The organism is Citrobacter sp. LST-B2 (assembly GCF_057983045.1).
In genome coordinates, this window is record NZ_CP192598.1 from 559,868 (window position 1) to 575,031 (window position 15,164).

Sequence of the window (15,164 nt, forward strand, 5' to 3'; positions counted from 1 at the left end):
AATTTCTACACAACGCCTGCACGCAGGAGATCATGCATATGTAACACACCGAGTAACTGGTCGCCATCGGCAACCATTACGGAGGTGATATGACGAGACTGCATTAAGTTCAGGGCATCGACCGCCAGTATTCCTGGACGCACGCGAATGCCCCCTGGCGTCATCACGTCGGCGATACCGAGCTGGCGCACATCAACGCCCATATCAAAGACGCGACGTAAATCACCGTCGGTGAAGATACCGTCGATCTTCATCGCATCATCGCAAATCACGGTCATCCCGAGGTTCTTGCGGGTTATCTCCAGCAGCGCATCGCGCAGGCTGGCTTCTTTGGTGACATGCGGGATTTCATCACCCGTATGCATAATATCGTTCACGCGCAACAGCAGTTTACGCCCTAGCGCACCGCCCGGATGCGACAGAGCAAAATCCTCAGCGGTAAAGCCGCGCGCCTTTAATAACGCCACCGCCAGCGCATCGCCCATCACTAATGTAGCGGTGGTGCTGCTTGTCGGGGCCAGTCCAAGCGGACAGGCTTCTTGCGGTACTTTAACACACAGATGGACATCCGCAGCACGCGCCATGCTGCTTTCTGGTCGCCCGGTGATGCAGATAAGCTGAACCTGCAGTCGCTTAAGAACTGGAATCAGGGCCGCGATCTCGCTGGATTCCCCGGAGTTGGAGATGGCAATCACTACATCCTGCGAGGTCACCATTCCCAGATCGCCGTGGGCGGCTTCGCCCGGATGAACGAAGAAGGAAGAGGTGCCGGTGCTGGCAAAGGTCGCGGCCATTTTGCGGCCAATATGCCCCGATTTCCCCATGCCCATCACCACCACTTTGCCGGTGCAGTTGAACATTTTCTCACAGGCGAGAGTGAAATCCTGGTTGATGTACTGATCGAGCTCCGCCAGGCCTTCACGTTCAATCGCCAGAACTTCTTTGCCGGCTTGCTGAAAGTCAAAACCCGGTTGTAACGCTAAGTGCGACATATGTCTGTTTCCAGTTATCCAACGAGAAGTGGCGATAGCCAATACAGCATCGCCAGCCATACGATAAAACCGCCGGTCAGCAGCACGCCCGCGCCGCGACCGGACTGGCGGGGACGCCGCCAGCAAAGTAATGCAAAGATGATGCTCACCAGCAGCATCACGCTGTAGTCACGGCTGAACGCCAGCGGATTGACGTCACCCGGCGTAATCAGAGCGGGAAGGCCGAGAACAATGGTGAGGTTAAAAATGTTCGCGCCGATGATATTGCCCACTGCGATATCGTTCTCACCTTTGCGCACGCCAGCGATAGCGGTTGCCAGTTCAGGCAGGCTGGTGCCAATTGCGATCACCGTCAGGCCAATCGTCAGTTCGCTCATCGCGAAGAAATTGGCAATCACAGTGGCGTTATCCACCACCATTCGGGTCGCCATCGGCATGATAATCAGCGCAATGCCCAGCCATAAAAACGCCACCGGTAATCCGCCTTCACGCGGCAACTCGGCAACCTGTTCCCGGGTGAGGCTGTCATTGCCCTGACGCTCAGCGAGACGGGCGATTTTAACAATGAACAGCAGCCATAACACGGCTAACAGTAAAAGAAAGATACCATCGCTGCGGCTGAGTTGTCCGTCATACAGTACGGATCCGGCCACCACGCTAACCAGCAACATTAGCGGTAATTCGCGACGCAGAACATCGGAATGCACGGTAAAAGGGTGGATCAGCGCGGCAAGCCCGAGGATCAACAAAATGTTAGTAATGTTAGAGCCGAGCGCGGTGCCGACGGCTAAATCTAACTGCCCGTGCAGAGAGGCGGCGACAGAAACAATAATTTCAGGCAGAGATGTGCCTATACTGACTACCGTCATACCGATAATCAGCGGCGGGATCCCAAAGGTTCGACATAAGATTGACGCGGCAAAAACCAGGCGGTCGGCGCCGTAGACGACCAATAATAAACCAATAATTAACAGCGCCGTTGCTAAAAGCATCTAAAGTCCTTTCTTCAGGTATACTCGCCGGTCCACCGGGATCGTCTGGAAACCGTAACGAAGTCTTAATTTTGACTTTATGCAGCTAAAAAGTAAAACAAATGCCAGCTTTAGCTAACCAGCACGGGTAATATTCTGTAAATATGTTGGGTTCATGGCTGAATTCCACGCCATGCTGAGATCAACAAGCAACACGAAGGATGAATCAATGGGGCAGTCTGTGGCGAATTTAGTCGATATGCGCGATGTCAGCTTTACGCGCGGCGACCGCTGCATTTTCGATAACATCTCTCTGACCGTACCGCGTGGCAAGGTAACCGCGATCATGGGGCCATCGGGCATCGGTAAAACGACGCTCTTGCGTCTGATCGGCGGACAAATTGTGCCAGACAAGGGGGAGATCTTGTTTGATGGCGAGAACATTCCTGAGATGTCTCGCTCGCGCCTCTACACGGTACGCAAACGGATGAGTATGCTGTTTCAGTCCGGGGCGCTGTTCACCGACATGAACGTGTTTGATAACGTGGCCTATCCGCTACGCGAACATACCACGCTTCCCCCGCCGTTACTGAAGAGCACGGTGATGATGAAACTGGAAGCTGTCGGTCTGCGCGGCGCGGCAAAACTGATGCCCTCTGAACTGTCCGGTGGGATGGCGCGCCGGGCGGCGTTAGCACGCGCCATTGCGCTGGAGCCGGATCTCATCATGTTTGATGAACCGTTTGTCGGACAGGATCCGATCACCATGGGCGTGCTGGTCAAACTGATTTCTGAATTAAACAATGCGCTGGGCGTGACCTGCGTCGTGGTCTCTCACGATGTGCCGGAAGTCCTGAGCATTGCCGATCACGCCTATATTATGGCGGACAAAAAGATTGTGGCCCACGGCAGCGCGCAGGCGTTGCAAGAGAATGACGACCCGCGTGTGCGTCAGTTCCTGGATGGCATTGCAGACGGGCCGGTCCCGTTCCGCTATCCTGCGGGCGATTATCACTCTGATTTACTCGGAACAGGGAGTTAAGCCACTCATGCTGTTAAATGCACTGGCGACGCTGGGACACAAGGGGATTAAAACTCTCAGAACGTTCGGGCGCGCCGGGTTAATGTTGTTCAATGCGCTGGTCGGCAAACCGGAATTTCGTAAGCACGCGCCGTTGCTGGTGCGCCAGCTTTATAATGTGGGCGTCCTGTCGATGCTGATCATTATTGTTTCTGGCGTGTTTATCGGCATGGTGCTGGGGCTGCAGGGCTATCTGGTACTTACCACCTATAGCGCGGAAACCAGTCTGGGGATGTTAGTGGCACTGTCGCTGCTGCGTGAACTCGGTCCGGTTGTCGCCGCGTTGTTATTTGCGGGGCGTGCGGGCTCTGCACTCACCGCTGAAATTGGCCTGATGCGCGCGACCGAGCAGCTTTCCAGTATGGAAATGATGGCTGTCGATCCCCTGCGCCGGGTGATCTCTCCGCGATTCTGGGCGGGCGTGATTTCGCTGCCGATGTTGACGATTTTGTTTGTGGCCGTCGGGATCTGGGGCGGTTCTCTGGTCGGCGTAAGCTGGAAGGGGATTGATGCTGGCTTCTTCTGGTCTGCGATGCAGAATGCCGTCGACTGGCGTCTGGATCTGGTCAACTGTTTGATTAAAAGCGTGGTGTTCGCCATTACGGTAACCTGGATTGCATTATTCAATGGGTATGATGCGATTCCGACCTCGGCGGGAATCAGCCGGGCAACCACACGCACCGTTGTGCACTCGTCGCTGGCCGTTCTGGGTCTGGACTTTGTACTGACCGCATTGATGTTTGGGAATTGAGTTCATGCAAACGAAAAAAAATGAAATTTGGGTGGGGATCTTCTTATTAGCCGCATTGCTGGCCGCACTGTTTATCTGCCTGAAGGCGGCTAATGTGACCTCTATGCGCACAGAACCGACCTACACGATTTACGCGACATTCGATAATATCGGCGGCCTGAAAGTGCGCTCGCCGGTGCGTATCGGTGGTGTGGTGGTGGGGCGCGTGGCGGATATCTCTCTGGATCCGAAGACCTATTTACCGCGCGTGACGCTGGACATCGAAGAGCGCTATAACCACATCCCTGATACCAGTTCGCTGAGCATCCGGACGTCCGGTCTGCTGGGGGAACAGTATCTGGCGCTGAACGTCGGTTTTGAAGATCCTGAGCTGGGAACGTCTATCCTCAAAGATGGCGGCACAATCCAGGACACCAAATCCGCGATGGTGCTGGAAGATATGATTGGTCAGTTCCTTTACAACAGCAACAGTAAAGGCGATGACAATAAGAATTCTGGCGATGCGTCGGCGCCGACCGAAGGCCATAATGAAGCCACTGGGCCTGCGGGCACAACGAATTAATCTCAGGAGAATCGAATTATGCTTAAGCGTTTAATGATGGTGGCTCTGCTGGTGATTGCACCGCTGAGCACCGCCATTGCAGCCGATCAGACCAACCCTTACAAGTTGATGAATGAAGCGGCGCAGAAAACCTTCGACCGCCTGAAAAACGAACAGCCGAAAATCCGTTCTAATCCGGACTATCTGCGTGACGTGGTTGACCAGGAACTGCTGCCGTATGTGCAGGTGAAATATGCTGGCGCGCTGGTGTTGGGGCGTTACTACAAAGAAGCCACTCCGGCTCAGCGTGAAGCCTACTTCGCCGCGTTTCGTGAATACCTGAAACAGGCCTACGGCCAGGCGCTGGCGATGTATCACGGTCAGACGTATCAGATTGCTCCGGAACAACCGTTGGGTGATGCGAGCATCGTTCCGATCCGTGTAACCATCCTCGATCCCAACGGCCGTCCTCCGGTGCGTCTGGACTTCCAGTGGCGTAAAAACACTCAGACGGGTCACTGGCAGGCCTATGACATGATCGCCGAAGGCGTCAGCATGATCACTACCAAACAGAACGAGTGGAGCGATCTGCTGCGTACTAAAGGGATCGATGGACTGACGGCGCAACTGAAATCTATCGCGCAGCAAAAAATCACGCTGGAAGAGAAGAAGTAATGACTCAGTCACTCAACTGGACGCGTGACGGTGACAAGCTGGCGCTGGTGGGAGAACTGGACCAGGATGTGCTTAATCCTTTGTGGGATGCGCGCATTGAAGCAATGACCGGTGTCACCTGCATCGACCTCAGTCAGGTTTCCCGAGTGGATACGGGGGGACTGGCGCTGCTGGTCCATCTCATCAGTCTGGCGAAACAGCAGGGCAACAACGTGTCGTTGTCGGGGGTGAATGACAAAGTCTTTACCCTGGCGGAACTCTATAATCTGCCTGCTGACGTGCTTCCGCGTCAGTAATATCAGTACGTTATTATCTACAGCCTCGCTGGATTGACCCGCGAGGCTTTTTGCTTATTTATGACAGCGCAACTTTGCTCTAAGATGTTGGGCTGTATTCACAATCTGACGAATGAAGAGCCCATGGAAAATAATGAAATTCAGAGCGTGCTGATGAACGCACTCTCCCTCCAGGAAGTCCACGTCTCTGGCGATGGCAGTCACTTTCAGGTTATTGCCGTGGGTGAGATGTTTGACGGCATGAGCCGGGTGAAGAAGCAGCAGTCGGTCTATGCGCCGCTGATGGAGTACATTGCGGACAATCGCATTCATGCCCTGTCGATCAAAGCGTATACCCCCGCAGAATGGGCGCGCGATCGCAAACTAAACGGTTTTTGAGTTACGGGTGTCACACCGGTAACGACGATGAATTTTAACTGAGAACAACATCATGGATAAATTTCGTGTACAAGGGCCAACCCGGCTCGAGGGCGAAGTCACAATTTCTGGCGCGAAAAACGCCGCTCTGCCGATCCTTTTCGCGGCGTTGCTGGCGGAAGAGCCGGTAGAGATCCAGAACGTCCCGAAACTGAAGGACGTTGATACCTCGATGAAACTGCTGAGTCAGCTTGGCGCCAAAGTGGAACGCAATGGCTCCGTGCACATCGATGCCCGCGACGTTAATGTTTTCTGCGCACCGTATGACCTGGTAAAAACCATGCGCGCATCAATTTGGGCGCTGGGACCGTTGGTGGCCCGTTTTGGTCAGGGCCAGGTTTCTCTGCCTGGCGGTTGCACGATCGGCGCACGTCCGGTTGACTTGCATATCACCGGTCTGGAGCAACTGGGCGCCACGATCACGCTGGAAGAAGGCTATGTGAAAGCCTCCGTGGATGGTCGTCTGAAAGGCGCGCATATCGTCATGGATAAAGTCAGCGTTGGCGCAACGGTCACCATCATGTGTGCTGCCACGCTGGCGGAAGGCACCACCATCATTGAAAACGCCGCACGTGAACCAGAAATTGTCGACACGGCCAACTTCCTGATTGCTCTGGGAGCGAAAATTTCCGGCCAGGGTACCGATCGTATCACCATCGAAGGCGTAGAACGTCTGGGCGGTGGTGTCTATCGCGTATTGCCGGACCGTATCGAAACCGGGACTTTCCTGGTCGCAGCGGCAATTTCTCGCGGCAAAATCCTCTGTCGTAACGCGCAGCCGGATACGCTGGACGCGGTACTGGCGAAACTGCGCGATGCCGGCGCGGATATCGAAGTGGGTGAAGACTGGATTAGCCTCGACATGCACGGTAAACGTCCGAAAGCTGTCAACGTGCGCACTGCACCGCACCCGGCATTCCCGACGGACATGCAGGCCCAGTTCACGTTGCTGAACCTGGTAGCGGAAGGGACCGGATTCATCACGGAAACCGTGTTTGAAAACCGCTTTATGCACGTGCCTGAGCTGAGCCGTATGGGCGCTCATGCAGAAATCGAAAGCAATACCGTGATTTGTCACGGTGTGGATAAGCTCTCCGGTGCGCAGGTGATGGCAACGGATCTGCGTGCGTCGGCCAGTCTGGTGCTGGCGGGATGTATTGCAGAAGGGACGACGGTCGTGGATCGTATTTATCATATCGATCGCGGATACGAGCGTATCGAAGATAAACTGCGCGCCCTGGGTGCCAATATCGAGCGCGTGAAAGCCGAATAAGCGTCAATGAAATCAGTAGCCCCATTGCCAATGGCTGGGGCTACTGCTTTGTGCCTTACTCTACATCCTGTTTGTCACGACGTGACGCCCGCATCATGCGCGTTCTGTCGATAAACGCATGAGTTTTTGCGTCATGGTATCGTGAAGGCCAGATCACCCAGGGATCCGTTCCGAGCGCTTTCGCAATGATCAGCTCGCCTTTCGGCCATGGTCGGGTTAAGGCGTTTGCCAGCGTGGAGGAACTTAATCCGTTTCTGCGTGACTCGGCAGCCATTGATGTCCCTCTTTTACGTAATCCAGCAATGATATCTGCCGGATGCCAGTCAATGAGTTTGCTCTCCATTTATCCCCTCGTTTATGGTCATTCATCGTTGATTTGCACCATCAATTTGCAGAAGACACTATACTCCCAGAGAATTGTTGTTCTAATATGTTCAAGTAAAGAGTTTGAATATTCAGAATTTATTAAGAGTTATTGCTTTGCTTGCAGCGGAATAGAGAGATTCGGCGGGTTTTATTAGATCTTTTATGAATCATCCCGCGCAGAGTGGCGGGATGATTCCATCGTTATTAGCGATCGCGCTGGACGGCGATATGCGCCAGGCCGATCAACGCTTCGCGCCATTGGGAATCCGGCAGCACCTGCAGCGCGGCGATGGCTTTGTCAGCCTCTTCTTCCGCACGTTGACGTGTCCATTCCAGTGAGCCGCAGGCGTTCATCGCTTCCAGCACGGGCTCCAGAAGATGTCGGCCATTGCCTTGCTCGATCGCATGGCGAATCATTTGTGCCTGCTCTGGCGTACCGTTACGCATCGCATGCAGCAGCGGTAACGTCGGTTTGCCTTCGTTCAGGTCATCACCGACATTTTTACCGAGCTGTTCGCCGTCGGCGTTATAGTCCAGCAGATCGTCAATCAACTGGAATGCAGTGCCCAGATAGCGACCATAGTCCTGCAGTCCTTTTTCCTCGGCTTCACTACAGCCCGCGAGGAGACCGGAACACTGCGCCGCCGCTTCAAACAGACGCGCTGTTTTACTGTAGATCACCCGCATATAGCTGTCTTCCGTAATGTCAGGGTCGTTAACATTCATTAACTGCAGGACTTCACCTTCAGCAATGACGTTCACAGCTTCAGACATCACCTCCAGCACTTTCAGCGAGCCGAGGCTGGTCATCATCTGGAAAGCTCGGGTATAGATAAAATCGCCAACCAGCACGCTGGCGGCATTACCAAACGCGGCGTTCGCAGTGGCTTTACCCCGGCGCATATCGGATTCATCCACCACATCGTCATGAAGCAGGGTGGCGGTGTGGATAAATTCGATCAATGCCGCGATCGTGACATGGGCATTTCCCTGATAGCCAACGGCGCGCGCCGCGAGGACGGCAATCATCGGGCGAATGCGTTTACCGCCACCGCTCACAATGTAATAGCCTAACTGATTGATCAGTTGGACGTCGGAATTAAGCTGTTCAAGGATTGTCGCATTGACACCCGCCATATCTTGCGCGGTTAACTCGTTGATTTTTTCTAAATTCATCGCAAAAGCCGGGCTTTTCGCCCCGTTTACCTCATCATGCGGCAAGGTAACTTAGGGTTTAGGGTTAGAAATATATGCTGATTGTACTGAAAAAACGCCGCAGATAAACGTTACCGTACACGTTGTGTTTTTTTTCTTCATGTATTGACTGTAGCACTTGTCAAAGGCTCACGTTTTGCGTAATATTCGCGCCCTATTGTGAATATTTATAGCGCACTCTGAATCATTGAAAAGGTGTGCGCGGAAGCGGAGTTTTTTATGTACGCGGTTTTCCAAAGTGGTGGTAAACAACACCGAGTAAGCGAAGGTCAGACCGTTCGCCTGGAAAAGCTGGACATCGCAACTGGCGAATCTGTTGAATTCGCTGAAGTTCTGATGATCGCAAACGGTGAAGAAGTCAAAATCGGCGTTCCTTTCGTTGATGGCGGCGTTATCAAAGCTGAAGTTGTTGCTCACGGTCGTGGCGAGAAAGTTAAAATCGTTAAGTTTCGTCGTCGTAAACACTATCGTAAGCAGCAGGGCCATCGTCAGTGGTTCACTGATGTGAAAATTACTGGCATCAGCGCCTAAGACCTGAGGAGAGATTTAAATGGCACATAAAAAGGCTGGCGGCTCAACTCGTAACGGTCGCGATTCAGAAGCTAAACGCCTGGGCGTTAAGCGTTTCGGTGGCGAATCCGTTCTGGCGGGTAGCATCATCGTTCGTCAACGTGGTACCAAGTTCCACGCTGGCACTAACGTAGGTTGCGGTCGTGACCACACTCTGTTTGCTAAAGCAGACGGTAAAGTGAAATTTGAAGTTAAAGGCCCGAACAACCGTAAATACATCAGCATCGTTGCTGAGTAAGTTTTTCGTGGTCCGGTAACGGATAAAAGCCCCGCACCCTGTTGCGGGGCTTTTTACATTCGACGACCGGTAAATATGCTCGTGAAACCGCTTTGCACCGGATAACGAGCCCTTGCAGGGAAACGGGCATGAAGCAGCAGGCTGGCATTGGTATTCTTTTGGCGCTCACAACGGCGGTATGTTGGGGGGCTTTGCCAATTGCTATGAAGCAGGTGCTGGAGGTGATGGAGCCTCCTACCATCGTTTTTTACCGTTTTTTAATCGCCAGTATTGGCCTCGGGGCGATTCTGGCCGCGAAGCGTAAGCTTCCGCCGCTGCGAATTTTTCGCAAAGCGCGCTGGCTGGTTCTGCTGGCAATTGCTACCGGTGGGCTCTTTGGCAACTTCATCCTGTTCAGCTCTTCCCTGCAGTATTTAAGCCCAACGGCTTCGCAGGTGATCGGCCAACTGTCGCCAGTGGGCATGATGGTCGCGAGCGTATTTATCCTTAAAGAGAAAATGCGCGGTACGCAGATTGTCGGCGCGATAATGCTGTTGTGCGGACTGGTGATGTTCTTCAACACCAGTCTGATCGAAATTTTTACCAGGCTGACCGATTACACCTGGGGCGTCATTTTTGGCGTCGGTGCGGCTACGGTCTGGGTAAGCTATGGTGTCGCGCAAAAGGTGTTATTGCGGCGTCTGGCATCACCGCAGATTCTGTTTTTACTGTACACTTTATGTACGATAGTGCTATTGCCGCTGGCGAAGCCCGGCGTGATAGCCCAGCTCAGTGACTGGCAGCTTGCCTGTTTAATTTTCTGTGGGCTGAATACACTGGTAGGATATGGCGCCCTGGCGGAAGCGATGGCGCGTTGGCAGGCAGCGCAGGTGAGCGCATTAATCACGCTCACCCCGCTGTTTACGCTGTTATTTTCAGATCTTTTATCTATGGCCTGGCCCGATTTCTTCGCCAGACCGATGTTAAACCTTCTCGGTTATCTCGGTGCGTTTGTCGTGGTTGCGGGCGCGATGTACTCCGCCATTGGTCATCGTATTTGGGGCGGATTACGTAAGCATGAATCGGTGGTATCGCAGCCCCGCTCAGGCGAATGATTTACGGAGAGTAAAATGAAGTTTGTTGATGAAGCAACGATTCTGGTCGTTGCAGGCGATGGCGGCAATGGTTGCGTAAGCTTCCGCCGTGAGAAATACATCCCGAAAGGCGGCCCGGACGGTGGCGATGGCGGTGATGGTGGCGACGTCTGGATGGAAGCCGACGAAAACCTGAACACCCTGATCGATTACCGTTTTGAGAAATCTTTCCGCGCAGAACGAGGCCAGAATGGCGCCAGCCGTGACTGTACCGGTAAACGCGGGAAAGATGTCACGATTAAAGTGCCGGTAGGTACGCGTGTGATCGATCAGGGCACGGGCGAAACCATGGGCGACATGACTAAGCACGGTCAGCGTCTGATGGTCGCAAAAGGCGGCTGGCACGGTCTGGGTAACACCCGTTTCAAATCTTCCGTCAACCGTACGCCACGTCAGAAAACGATGGGGACGCCGGGTGACAAGCGTGATCTGCTGCTGGAGCTGATGCTGCTAGCGGATGTGGGCATGCTGGGGATGCCAAATGCCGGTAAATCGACCTTTATCCGTGCGGTCTCTGCGGCGAAGCCTAAAGTGGCGGATTATCCGTTTACCACGCTGGTGCCGAGCCTCGGTGTTGTCCGTATGGATAACGAGAAGAGCTTCGTGGTGGCGGACATTCCGGGGCTGATTGAAGGCGCTGCGGAAGGTGCCGGTCTGGGTATCCGCTTCCTGAAACACCTTGAGCGTTGCCGCGTACTGCTGCATCTCATTGACATCGATCCTATCGACGGCTCCGATCCGGTTGAGAATGCGCGCATCATCATCGGCGAGCTGGAAAAATACAGTCAGGATCTGGCAGCTAAACCGCGCTGGTTAGTGTTCAACAAGATCGATTTGCTGGACAAAGTCGAAGCGGAAGAGAAAGCCAAAGCTATCGCCCAGGCGCTGGGCTGGGAAGATAAATACTATCTGATCTCTGCCGCCAGCCAACTGGGCGTAAAAGATCTCTGCTGGGATGTGATGACCTTTATTATCGAGAACCCGATTACTCAGGCGGAAGAAGCTAAGCAGCCAGAGAAAGTCGAGTTCATGTGGGATGATTATCATCGCCAGCAAATCGCTGAAGTGGAAGAAGAAGCGGAAGACGACTGGGATGACGACTGGGACGAAGACGACGAAGAAGGCGTCGAGTTCATCTATAAGCGTTAATCTCAGGAAAACCCCGGACATGTTGCCGGGGTTTTTGTTTTTGCGGACTCAGTTATTCTGATAGATATCTTTGTACAATCGGCTTTCAAAGCGAACCAGAGGAATGCGGCGGTTACGTTGATCGGCAGGTTCTACCGCATAACCCGACAGATATTGTACAAACGCCATCCGTTGCCCGCTGGCGGTGGTAATAAAGCCCGCCAGGTTGTACACCCCTTGCAATGATCCCGTTTTCGCTGAGACCTTACCATCGACGCCCGCCTGATGCAGACCCGCACGGTACTGCAGAGAGCCGTCATAGCCCGCCAGCGGCAGCATTGAGATGAAATTCAGCTCGTTGTCATGCTGCGCGATGTATTGCAGAACCTGCATCATGGTGGCAGGGGCGATCAGGTTATGGCGCGACAGGCCGGAGCCGTCGGCAATAATCGTATTGCCAATATCGACTCCGGCTTGTTGACGCAGGATCTGCCGCACAGCATCGGAGCCCGCACGCCACGTTCCCGGTACATTAAACCGTGCGTGACCAATCATTCGGAAGACGGTGTCGGCAATCATGTTGTCCGACTTTTTCAGCATAATCTTAAGCAGATCGTGCAGCGGCGCAGACTGCTTACTGGCCACAATGGTGCCTGGCTCATTAACCTGTGTCTGGCGTAATAAGGTTCCGCTGTAGGTGATACCGGCCTGTTTGAGTTCATCTTTCAGGATCGCCCCGGCATAGCTGGCGCCGTCCTGAATGGCAAATGCCAGCGGCAGAGGGTCGGCACGCTGCGGCAGACACCCGGTCAACGTGAAGCGGTTTAAATCGCCCGGAACCACGTCCAGTTCACAATATTGCGCCTCCGCAGAGCCGCGTGGGAGGGTGCGAACCTGGCTGAACATGGTGACCGGGTAGTAAGACGCTACGCGAATATAGGCCAAATCGTTCGCTTTTTGCGCGCTGTAGAGCGAAATCGAGAAGCAGTTTCGATCGACAATGGCGGCCGCAGGCGGCGCGCTGAAGCACTGGGTCATGTCGTTCCAGGGCCATCCCGGCGCTTTATCGTGACTGGCAAAAACAGAGGTATCAATCAGGACGTTTCCGGTGATTTGCGTGACGCCTGCTTTTTTCAGGTTCGCCACCATATTCCGAATATCCTGCCTTTTTAGCGTCGGATCGGCACCAAATCGCGCCACTAAATCACCTTTGAGAACGCCCGCATCAACGCTGCCTTTGGTCTCCAGCGTGGTCGTAAAGCGGAAGTCAGGGCCAAGCTGAATTAAGGCCGCCAGCGCGGTAATCACTTTCTGCGTACTGGCAGGAAGTGCCATTTGCTGACTATGATAATCAATTGCGGGAGTCGGGGCGCCGACCTTCTGGACCATGAGGGCAAGGTTAGCTCCGGCAGGGAGCTGGTTGATGTACTCGTCAACGTTCGCGGCCTGGACGCTGAACGCTACACTGGTGGTCAATCCGATGATAAATCTGGAAAATCGCATAATCTCGCGCTAACAACCTGGAAACAAGCCGACATACTACGGCGCAATGCCCTGGAAAGTAAACGATGACCCATAGGGAACTCCAGGGTAAAATGAGTATCAAATTAAGAATTGTAGCTGACCTGGACCTTGCGTCCGGGTCGGTATTTTTTTGCTTCTGGTCCGGGTATGACGCCATACCGGGGCAGGCTTAACAGCCGGGGCACAGCAATCGCCCCCTACAGGAATGTTCAAGAGGTATAACAAATGCAAGCGATTCCGATGACCTTACGTGGTGCAGAAAAATTACGCGAAGAGCTGGATTTTCTGAAATCTGTGCGCCGTCCTGAAATTATCGCCTCTATTGCCGAAGCGCGTGAGCATGGCGATCTGAAAGAGAATGCGGAATATCATGCGGCGCGTGAACAGCAGGGGTTCTGTGAAGGTCGTATCAAAGACATCGAAGCGAAGTTGTCGAATGCTCAGGTCATCGATGTCACCAAAATGCCGAATAACGGTCGCGTTGTCTTTGGCGCGACGGTCACCGTTCTGAACCTTGATAACGACGAAGAGCAGACCTGGCGTATCGTGGGCGATGACGAAGCGGACTTCAAACAGAACCTGATTTCCGTCAATTCGCCGATTGCACGCGGCCTGATTGGCAAAGAACAGGATGACGTCGTGGTGATCAAAACGCCAGGCGGCGAAGTCGAATATGAAATCACTAAGGTAGAATACCTGTAAGTGCTCAAGATGTTGATGTATTGTAAAGAAAGGAAAAAGGCCGCATAGCGGCCTTTTATCAACGAAGAGAGCGTGGCATTTTGCTCTCCTGCTTGCGGGAAATCCCTCGTTTTACACAGGTTTTGTGTTCGACTTTAGGATATTCTTAGCGTGGCAGCGAGATTTTGCGTTCTTTACTCGGGCGATAAAGCACCAGCATTTTACCGATGACCTGTACATTACAGGCGCCGGTTTCGCGCACGATAGCGTCCACGATCAAGGTTTTTGTTTCGCGATCTTCAGACGCGACTTTCACCTTGATGAGTTCATGGTGCTCTAACGCTTGTTCAATCTCGGCCAGTACCCCTTCGGTCAAACCATTATTGCCAAGCATAACGACCGGCTTGAGCGGATGTGCCAGACCTTTCAGGTGCTGTTTTTGTTTAGTACTCAGATTCATCGTATATTTTTGCTTACGTTGGGATTGAAAACGGGTCATTCTACCGCCATCTCCCATATATCGCCAAATAGTGCGTGGAAATTTACGCCGTATGGCAACGATGTTCTGCCCCGATGGGAAAGTTAAATGACAGGTAAGAAGCGTTCTGCCAGCTCGAGTCGCTGGCTTCAGGAACACTTTAGCGATAAATATGTTCAAGAGGCACAGAAAAAGGGGTTGCGTTCCCGTGCCTGGTTTAAACTTGATGAAATACAGCAAAGTGACAAACTTTTTAAGCCGGGGATGACGGTAGTCGATCTCGGTGCTGCGCCAGGAGGCTGGTCACAGTATGTGGTCTCGCAGATTGGCGGCAAAGGCCGTATCATCGCTTGTGATCTTTTACCTATGGATCCTATCGTTGGTGTGGACTTTCTTCAGGGCGATTTTCGTGATGAACTTGTCATGAAAGCGCTGCTGGAACGCGTGGGTGACAGTAAAGTCCAGGTTGTCATGTCAGATATGGCACCAAACATGAGCGGAACACCAGCGGTGGATATCCCCCGTGCCATGTATCTGGTGGAACTGGCGTTAGAAATGTGTCGTGATGTGCTAGCGCCGGGTGGCAGTTTTGTAGTGAAGGTGTTCCAGGGCGAAGGTTTCGATGAGTACCTAAGGGAAATTCGCTCCCTGTTTACGAAGGTGAAAGTTCGTAAACCGGACTCTTCTCGCGCACGTTCGCGTGAAGTGTATATTGTAGCGACCGGGCGTAAACCATAACTGGTCGATTTCAGACGAAAGTTTGAAAGACGCTGGATATAGAGTATCCTGACGCTGTTTTTAACACAGTTGTAATAAGAGGTTAATCCCTTGAGT

19 protein-coding genes are annotated in these 15,164 nt (G+C 53.2%); 13 read left to right on the top strand and 6 right to left on the bottom strand.

The features are described from left to right. Positions 1–5: 5 nt before the first annotated feature. Both kdsD and ACQ0PY_RS02715 read right to left on the bottom strand, forming a co-directional pair. Positions 6–992 (bottom strand): arabinose-5-phosphate isomerase KdsD, encoded by a 987-nt coding sequence (kdsD, locus tag ACQ0PY_RS02710; RefSeq protein ID WP_042998302.1) that lies wholly within the window; start codon positions 990–992, stop codon positions 6–8. Between the two features lie 14 nt (positions 993–1,006). Next, on the bottom strand, positions 1,007–1,984 hold the full coding sequence (locus ACQ0PY_RS02715) for a calcium/sodium antiporter (protein ID WP_042998301.1): 978 nt from the start codon (positions 1,982–1,984) through the stop codon (positions 1,007–1,009). 208 nt (positions 1,985–2,192) lie between these two features. Here ACQ0PY_RS02715 and mlaF point away from each other — a divergent pair, with 208 nt between their 5' ends. The 7 genes from mlaF to murA all read left to right on the top strand — a co-directional run bounded on the left by mlaF (position 2,193) and on the right by murA (position 6,997). Beyond that, complete coding sequence (gene mlaF, locus ACQ0PY_RS02720; protein ID WP_042998300.1) at positions 2,193–3,005, top strand: phospholipid ABC transporter ATP-binding protein MlaF; 813 nt, start codon at positions 2,193–2,195, stop codon at positions 3,003–3,005. Between the two features lie 7 nt (positions 3,006–3,012). Continuing rightward, complete coding sequence (mlaE, locus tag ACQ0PY_RS02725; protein WP_044255944.1) at positions 3,013–3,795, top strand: lipid asymmetry maintenance ABC transporter permease subunit MlaE; 783 nt, start codon at positions 3,013–3,015, stop codon at positions 3,793–3,795. A 4-nt stretch (positions 3,796–3,799) separates the two neighbouring features. Further along, positions 3,800–4,357, top strand: a complete 558-nt coding sequence (gene mlaD / locus ACQ0PY_RS02730) for an outer membrane lipid asymmetry maintenance protein MlaD (protein WP_043001758.1) — start codon at positions 3,800–3,802, stop codon at positions 4,355–4,357. An 18-nt stretch (positions 4,358–4,375) separates the two neighbouring features. Further along, complete coding sequence (gene mlaC, locus ACQ0PY_RS02735) at positions 4,376–5,011, top strand: phospholipid-binding protein MlaC (RefSeq protein ID WP_042998298.1); 636 nt, start codon at positions 4,376–4,378, stop codon at positions 5,009–5,011. Beyond that, entirely contained in the window at positions 5,011–5,307 is a 297-nt protein-coding gene (mlaB, locus tag ACQ0PY_RS02740) for a lipid asymmetry maintenance protein MlaB (protein ID WP_042998297.1), read from the top strand. Before mlaC ends, mlaB begins: the two co-directional genes overlap by 1 nt. Positions 5,308–5,430: 123 nt before the next feature. Then, positions 5,431–5,685 (top strand): BolA family iron metabolism protein IbaG, encoded by a 255-nt coding sequence (ibaG, locus tag ACQ0PY_RS02745; RefSeq protein ID WP_042325065.1) that lies wholly within the window; start codon positions 5,431–5,433, stop codon positions 5,683–5,685. A 52-nt stretch (positions 5,686–5,737) separates the two neighbouring features. Beyond that, positions 5,738–6,997, top strand: coding sequence for a UDP-N-acetylglucosamine 1-carboxyvinyltransferase (gene murA / locus ACQ0PY_RS02750; protein WP_044329009.1), 1,260 nt, complete (start codon positions 5,738–5,740; stop codon positions 6,995–6,997). Between the two features lie 55 nt (positions 6,998–7,052). Here the strand turns inward: murA and sfsB are convergent, their stop codons facing one another. After that, positions 7,053–7,340, bottom strand: a complete 288-nt coding sequence (gene sfsB / locus ACQ0PY_RS02755; protein ID WP_042998295.1) for a DNA-binding transcriptional regulator SfsB — start codon at positions 7,338–7,340, stop codon at positions 7,053–7,055. A 227-nt stretch (positions 7,341–7,567) separates the two neighbouring features. After that, positions 7,568–8,539 (bottom strand): octaprenyl diphosphate synthase, encoded by a 972-nt coding sequence (ispB, locus tag ACQ0PY_RS02760; protein ID WP_042998294.1) that lies wholly within the window; start codon positions 8,537–8,539, stop codon positions 7,568–7,570. 258 nt (positions 8,540–8,797) lie between these two features. Here ispB and rplU point away from each other — a divergent pair, with 258 nt between their 5' ends. From rplU to cgtA, 4 genes are all read left to right on the top strand, one after another. Then, entirely contained in the window at positions 8,798–9,109 is a 312-nt protein-coding gene (gene rplU / locus ACQ0PY_RS02765) for a 50S ribosomal protein L21 (protein ID WP_003025032.1), read from the top strand. 19 nt (positions 9,110–9,128) lie between these two features. Beyond that, a complete protein-coding gene (rpmA, locus tag ACQ0PY_RS02770) occupies positions 9,129–9,386 on the top strand; it encodes a 50S ribosomal protein L27 (RefSeq protein WP_003861831.1) in 258 nt (85 codons plus the stop codon). 128 nt (positions 9,387–9,514) lie between these two features. Continuing rightward, complete coding sequence (locus ACQ0PY_RS02775) at positions 9,515–10,480, top strand: DMT family transporter (protein WP_109739799.1); 966 nt, start codon at positions 9,515–9,517, stop codon at positions 10,478–10,480. Between the two features lie 15 nt (positions 10,481–10,495). After that, the gene (cgtA, locus tag ACQ0PY_RS02780) at positions 10,496–11,668 is read left to right on the top strand and encodes an Obg family GTPase CgtA (protein WP_042998292.1); all 1,173 of its coding nucleotides are present in this window, start codon (positions 10,496–10,498) and stop codon (positions 11,666–11,668) included. A 48-nt stretch (positions 11,669–11,716) separates the two neighbouring features. Here the strand turns inward: cgtA and dacB are convergent, their stop codons facing one another. Further along, a complete protein-coding gene (gene dacB, locus ACQ0PY_RS02785; RefSeq protein ID WP_044263639.1) occupies positions 11,717–13,150 on the bottom strand; it encodes a serine-type D-Ala-D-Ala carboxypeptidase in 1,434 nt (477 codons plus the stop codon). Between the two features lie 246 nt (positions 13,151–13,396). Between dacB and greA the strand changes: the two genes are divergently transcribed. Then, the gene (gene greA / locus ACQ0PY_RS02790) at positions 13,397–13,873 is read left to right on the top strand and encodes a transcription elongation factor GreA (protein ID WP_042998290.1); all 477 of its coding nucleotides are present in this window, start codon (positions 13,397–13,399) and stop codon (positions 13,871–13,873) included. Positions 13,874–14,018: 145 nt separating this feature from the next. Here greA and yhbY read toward each other — a convergent pair whose 3' ends face one another. Further along, on the bottom strand, positions 14,019–14,312 hold the full coding sequence (yhbY, locus tag ACQ0PY_RS02795; protein WP_041686369.1) for a ribosome assembly RNA-binding protein YhbY: 294 nt from the start codon (positions 14,310–14,312) through the stop codon (positions 14,019–14,021). A 126-nt stretch (positions 14,313–14,438) separates the two neighbouring features. Between yhbY and rlmE the strand changes: the two genes are divergently transcribed. Then, positions 14,439–15,068 (top strand): 23S rRNA (uridine(2552)-2'-O)-methyltransferase RlmE, encoded by a 630-nt coding sequence (gene rlmE / locus ACQ0PY_RS02800; protein WP_042291855.1) that lies wholly within the window; start codon positions 14,439–14,441, stop codon positions 15,066–15,068. Positions 15,069–15,164: the final 96 nt, after the last annotated feature.